We start from the raw sequence: 5,413 nt of genomic DNA, 5'->3' as shown, positions 1-5,413 counted from the left end.
GCAACCTAAGCGCGAGCAATTTGTTTTTTCTTTTGGGATGGTCGGAAAGAATCGCTGCGTAATACGACTATGCGCCTAAGCCGTAAATGGGCAACTATCGCACAATTAGCCGGGTGCGATGGTTTGCATTTTCATGACCTGCGCCATGAAGCAGTTTGTCGTTTATACGAGAAAACCACGTTAACCGATTTACAGATTGCTAAGATTAGCGGACATAAAGACTTAAAAATGCTTAAGCGGTATAGCAATCTTAGAGGGTCTGATTTAGCGGAAAGGTTGTGGTAGTTTTATGTTTTTCCAATTCGACATAAATGCTATCAAAAACATTTTTCCAACATCCTTTTTTAGTTTGCCTAAACAACCTAACCAAGTCATACCATGGCGACAATTCGCCTGGTAACGCCCACAGATAGTACGGCAAAATAGGTACGATTACCCACGTCGCTTTCCCCATAGCTGCCGACATGTGCGCTACTGATGTGCATGACGATATAACTAAATCGCACGACTCAATAACTTGTCGCGTTGCGTCCCATGTTGATAAATCAAGCTGCTCAATAATATCAGGGATAACTACATCACTATCACGTTGCAAGCTGACAAACTCAACACCATGAATACGCGTTAAAGAAAACATCAACTCAGGGTCAAACCGTCTATGCTGCTCATGCTCGAACTGTGGATTGCCAGACCATCGCAACCCAACCCGTAACACCTCACCTCGCTTACGCTCAGCGCATGGCAAATAAGGCTTGCCGCTTAAATCGCTATACTCCAATCCAAGCAGTAATGCCGCGCTCATGCTCGGCACATAATAATCGTGATAAACACCGCCCGCACAGGTGCTTTCAGCGTATGCCGTCACGCCATCTATCTGCATTAATGTTGACGCTAAGCTTGCATCACCGCTTAAAATTACTTTAGCCCCCAAACCAGCTAGGTTAGTAGCAAATCGAGCGTTGCAAATTTGGTCGCCCAATCCGCCCTCAAGATTCAATAACACAGTCTTACCTGTTAAATCCTGTCCAGACCACATAGGCATACCTGACGGCGGTGGACTCCCGAACACGTTTTTCGTGGCGACCACACGCAATTAACTGCATACCTTTTTTAAGATTGCCTCGCGCTAGCTCATACCAACCCTTATTAAATAACGCTCGGTTGTCGTTTGGGTCAAGTTGTAACGCTATATCTAATACCGATTCAGCGTTAACAAAATCGCCATTTAACGCTAATGCCAGTGCATCATCTAGCAATTTAACACGCGGTTTAACCGGTTTGTTTAGATTCCAGCATTCCGGCACATCAAAGTAATCGTGTAGTTTTTCGCCCAAAACATCAATAGCAGGCGGTGCTATTTTCTTAACTGTTGGCCGAATAGTGTGTAAATCCTTGATGCCCCACGCCGCCTCATCATCTTCAATCACTGTTGATTCAATAGCATCAAATGCGTGAGTAAAAGTCGGCAACTCAAGAAAATCGTAAATACGTTGCAACTCGATTGCTGGATTACTCACAAGCTTGTCATACTCGACAAACAAAAAGCAGTTTGGATAGGCAGCAAAACCGGCATTTAATGATTGATAAGAAAACTTAAGATGCTCAATAAGTGGCGATGTTTTGACAAGCTCACTAACGTTATCTGGCTTTACTAGCCGGACAAATGACGCCACGCAATCAGCGACAGGTCGAACAGTCGCTATAATTTTAGGTTGATGTCCTAACACTTGCGCCATAGTCTCTATAACGCCTGGTCTAGCCCAACCACGATTTTTATCAACAACAACCGATTCGTTTTTATATTTATCGTTTAAAACTGCTCTTAATAAATTGTATGTTTCGGCCTTTGATGCGGACACAAAACGTAGGATTATGCTCACAGGTGTTTATTAATGCCGCCAATAAATCTATCACTCCGCTGGTTGCTGTTGCAGTGATTAGCGGGTTTTGCGCTAAAAGATTAGCTAATAATGTAGAGCCAGAACGTGGCAAGCCTGCTAAGAAATAAATCATCTTATACCACCAGAGTTATAACTACCTGCACTAATACTTAACCAAGTTTCTGTACCTATTTGCACAGGACTTGATTTATCAATTATCGTCCCATCGCCGACTTGACCTTGGTTATTAAATCCCCATGCAAACAATCCATTTGCTCTTCTTCCTATTGAATGCGAATGACCTGCTTCAATTGATAACCAGTCGGTGGCAACGCCAACTTGAATAGGGCTATTAATATTCCCACCAACACTAGCATTACCAACTTGACCTTTATTATTTCTGCCCCAAGCGAAAGCCTTGCCACCTCGAACAGCTAATGCATGATACTTACCTGCTGTTACCATCTCCCAATCGGTAGCTGCGCCAATTTGTATCGGACTGCTTTTACTGCCAGACGTAGTACCATTGCCAAGCTTTCCGTAATATGCATTACCCCAGGTGAAAAGCTTGTTTAAATATACCCCTAAGGAAAAACGAGTCCCACCAGCCGCCGCATGTGTCCAATTAGTACCCAAACCGATTTGCACAGGACTTGATTTATTCACCGTAGTACCATCACCTAGACAACCATAGCTATTATTCCCCCAAGCAAATAATTTGCCAGCTCTTATCGCTAATGTATGAAATTGACCCGCCGTCACAAATTCCCAATCTGTAGCCGCACCAATCTGTATGGGGCTTGATTTACTAACCGTAGTACCATCACCTAAACAGCCGTTAGTATTAGAACCCCAAGCAAATAATTTACCGGCTCTTATTCCAAAAGATGTAGATATACCCGCTTTTACAAACTCCCAATCGGTTTCTGTACCTATTTGCACAGGACTTGATTTACTAACCGTAGTACCATCGCCTAATGCGCCATAAGTATTTCCGCCCCAGGCAAATAGTTTTCCGGCTTTTATTGCTAATGAGTGCAAACCACCAAGGCTTAACATATCCCAATCAACATCTGAACCAATTTGTACAGGACTTGACCGACTAAGCGTAGTACCATCACCTAAACGGCCGTTAGTATTAGAACCCCATGTATTTAAATGTCCCTGTAAAGATGGTGGAATTATAATTCCAGTACCAAATAATCCTAGTCCGGCTGGTAAACCCATCATACCGTAGTCCCCGCTAGATAAATTTGCGGCGCGGAGCCTGCATTACTGTCGCAATACAGCGTAACAATAGCTTTTTGCCCGGCTGTTTTTGTATGCGTTGAAAAATTATGTAACGTGCCGCCAGTAACAGAAAAAGTGACTTGTCCAGCACCAATCTGTGCGCATGAACAACACCAATCAGCCGGTACAGATGATGCAATCGTTGCCGCAACCGCACTAGCGTTAGTAAATCTGACATAACTACCTGACGGTACTGATGTGGCATCAATAGCCGCTGTTGTGCCGCTAAACGTGACAGCGTTACCCCGATAGCCGCTTATTTCGCCGTTATCACCGACAATAACCGCAGATGCCTGAGCCGTTGCGCCGCCTGTGCCGTTTGCGCGTAGCAAAGCATTATCAGTGCCGCCGGTACTACCACCCAAAAACTAGCAATATTACCGACAATTTTTTTGCAACGCTTGCAAGATAGTGTCAGTCGATGCAACCGTGCCCGCACCAGCGGCAAATCCGGTCAACGTCGCGGCAATTGCCCGCGCGTTAGTAAAATATAATCTTGTTCCCTCTGTTATAGCTGTAGTCGTTAATGCAGATATATTGCCAACAATCTTCTGTAGCGCTGTTAATATGCTATCAGTATCCGTGACCGTGCCAGCACCCGGTACAAAGCCAGTTAATATTGCATCTATCGCGCCTAAAACTTCTGTTGCAAGCGAGTATCTTCGCCAATCGTTACCATCAGCGTTAAAAACAAGTACGGCGGCGGTGTTGGGCGAATTCAGCACATAGTTAGCGGCAACACCATTAATGGTTAAGCCGTTTCTATGCACCGTGACAGGATTAGTGTTTGCATCGGAGGGAGCAATAATTACGGACACATCCCCATCATTCGGTGTCGCATTAAGTTTTACCGTAAACGCTCCGCCTACCGGAACAATTACATAGGCGTTTTTGTAGTCTGGAATGGTATACGGGCTAACCGTTGGATTAAGCACGGTATTTGTCGCTAATTCATCCGCAACCACCGCTATGTCATCTAAAGTGGCTAGCGTGCCGTCCTTATCTTGCACCGTTAGTACGCGTGTTACGCCGGTCGTAAGGCCGTCAACCTCAAATCGAACCCGCTTTGTTGCATCCGACGAACCTTTGATAATCGCGGTTGTGTCAGCGACAGGCAAGGTTATCCCGGCAACCGCGTCATCAATATCATCAAGACCGGCTAGCGTAATATTTTTGTTTGGGATAGTTAAAACAACATCTGTAGCGGTATCTAAAAGCGTATCAAGCTCTAACCGCACTCGTTTTGTTGCATCGGTTGTGCCTTTGGCGATGAAAGTAGTATCAACAACCGGTAACGTCCCTGCGCTTGCCATAGCCGCCACATCTTCTAAAGTGGCTAACTCCCCATCCTTATCTGGAAACGTAATAACTCGCGTCGTATTTGTCGTTAGTTCGCCTAATTCAAAACGGACTTGCTTAGTCGCATCTAGCGCATCTTGTAATAATGGAAAAGCATCTGAAAAAGGCGGTGCGCCGGTTTCGATTAATGCCTTACCGTTTGCGCGTTGATACGACACACAGCGGACTTTGCCACCTGTATCACCACGGAATACGGCTATATCACCAACTGCGGTAACGATATCCGCTTTCCCTGGCAGGTTAATATTTGCTGTATCATGCGTAAGCGTTAGCGAGTTAACAAACCTTACGGTACGTTCTTGTCCATTACTTAAAATAATGTCGGTTATGGTTTCTTCACCGGTTATGTAAACAAAATCACCGGTTGCGTCATTTAAGTTAACGGTTGTTGCTGAAGCAATATTATTGCCGTGAACCCATAGCAAGGGATTGCCGGATGAATCGCCACCGCTACCGCTTCCCACTAATGCTGTACCGTCTGCGCGTTGATAGGCGATAACGCGGACAATTCCTGATTTATCGCCTCTAATAATTGCTCTATCACCGGCTGCGGTTTTGATATTTTTTTTTGCCTGGCAAAATCAATTGCGGCGGCGTTATACGTTAACGTGAGTGATTTATCAAACCGGACTGTTCTTTCAGCGCCTTCAGCTAACACGATAGTTGATATAGTGCTTGTTCCGGTAATCCAAACATAATCCCCGGTCGCAGTATTTAGATTAAGGATATAGCCCCAAACAACTTCCCTGAATTGCTAATGGTAAATCTGGGATAATGAAGCGATTTGAGCAAGACGATTAAAAGCCCATGATTGGTTATGACCAAGCCATTGAAATCAAGATGCAGCGCCTGTTTGGAACTCTATCCGAAAAGGATAAACGTCG

Annotated in this window: 8 protein-coding genes; 1 reads left to right on the top strand and 7 read right to left on the bottom strand. The window is 44.8% G+C overall.

Translation table 11 applies throughout. The features are described from left to right. Positions 1–69 precede the first annotated feature (69 nt). Positions 70–285 carry a tyrosine-type recombinase/integrase gene (locus VZ94_RS24675; protein ID WP_204369199.1) on the top strand — a complete coding sequence of 72 codons (216 nt, stop codon included), beginning with the start codon at positions 70–72 and terminating at the stop codon, positions 283–285. Here VZ94_RS24675 and VZ94_RS17325 read toward each other — a convergent pair. The 7 genes from VZ94_RS17325 to VZ94_RS17300 are packed head-to-tail and all read right to left on the bottom strand — an operon-like array spanning position 251 to position 5,187. Continuing rightward, a complete protein-coding gene (locus VZ94_RS17325) occupies positions 251–1,036 on the bottom strand; it encodes a hypothetical protein (RefSeq protein WP_204369198.1) in 786 nt (261 codons plus the stop codon). The two genes, VZ94_RS24675 and VZ94_RS17325, sit on opposite strands and share 35 nt — an antisense overlap. Continuing rightward, positions 1,008–1,859 carry a sulfotransferase gene (locus VZ94_RS17320; RefSeq protein WP_131655613.1) on the bottom strand — a complete coding sequence of 284 codons (852 nt, stop codon included), beginning with the start codon at positions 1,857–1,859 and terminating at the stop codon, positions 1,008–1,010. Before VZ94_RS17320 ends, VZ94_RS17325 begins: the two co-directional genes overlap by 29 nt. Further along, positions 1,804–2,013 (bottom strand): sulfotransferase, encoded by a 210-nt coding sequence (locus VZ94_RS32860; RefSeq protein ID WP_369126306.1) that lies wholly within the window; start codon positions 2,011–2,013, stop codon positions 1,804–1,806. The genes VZ94_RS17320 and VZ94_RS32860 overlap by 56 nt, the downstream gene beginning before the upstream one ends. Further along, on the bottom strand, positions 2,010–3,110 hold the full coding sequence (locus tag VZ94_RS17315; protein WP_052700695.1) for an RCC1 domain-containing protein: 1,101 nt from the start codon (positions 3,108–3,110) through the stop codon (positions 2,010–2,012). The genes VZ94_RS32860 and VZ94_RS17315 overlap by 4 nt, the downstream gene beginning before the upstream one ends. Beyond that, on the bottom strand, positions 3,107–3,535 hold the full coding sequence (locus VZ94_RS17310) for a hypothetical protein (protein ID WP_045780179.1): 429 nt from the start codon (positions 3,533–3,535) through the stop codon (positions 3,107–3,109). Before VZ94_RS17310 ends, VZ94_RS17315 begins: the two co-directional genes overlap by 4 nt. A 12-nt stretch (positions 3,536–3,547) precedes the next feature. After that, positions 3,548–4,993 carry a hypothetical protein gene (locus VZ94_RS17305; RefSeq protein ID WP_045780178.1) on the bottom strand — a complete coding sequence of 482 codons (1,446 nt, stop codon included), beginning with the start codon at positions 4,991–4,993 and terminating at the stop codon, positions 3,548–3,550. Continuing rightward, positions 4,993–5,187 carry a hypothetical protein gene (locus VZ94_RS17300; RefSeq protein ID WP_045780177.1) on the bottom strand — a complete coding sequence of 65 codons (195 nt, stop codon included), beginning with the start codon at positions 5,185–5,187 and terminating at the stop codon, positions 4,993–4,995. Before VZ94_RS17300 ends, VZ94_RS17305 begins: the two co-directional genes overlap by 1 nt. Between the last annotated feature and the right edge of the window lie 226 nt (positions 5,188–5,413).

Source organism: Methylocucumis oryzae (assembly GCF_000963695.1).
In the GTDB taxonomy this organism is placed as follows: Bacteria; Pseudomonadota; Gammaproteobacteria; order Methylococcales; family Methylomonadaceae; genus Methylovulum; species Methylovulum oryzae.
The sequence above is the reverse complement of the archived record's forward strand: the minus strand, read 5'-3'. Positions and strand labels throughout refer to the sequence as shown.

What these genes read in the sequence shown, in the direction of transcription:
- VZ94_RS24675 (WP_204369199.1), top strand. Translation starts at nt 70, where the DNA reads ATGCGCCTAAGCCGTAAATGGGCAACTATCGCACAATTAGCCGGGTGC.
- VZ94_RS17325 (WP_204369198.1), bottom strand. Translation starts at nt 1,036, where the DNA reads ATGTGGTCTGGACAGGATTTAACAGGTAAGACTGTGTTATTGAATCTT.
- VZ94_RS32860 (WP_369126306.1), bottom strand. Translation starts at nt 2,013, where the DNA reads ATGATTTATTTCTTAGCAGGCTTGCCACGTTCTGGCTCTACATTATTA.
- VZ94_RS17315 (WP_052700695.1), bottom strand. Translation starts at nt 3,110, where the DNA reads ATGATGGGTTTACCAGCCGGACTAGGATTATTTGGTACTGGAATTATA.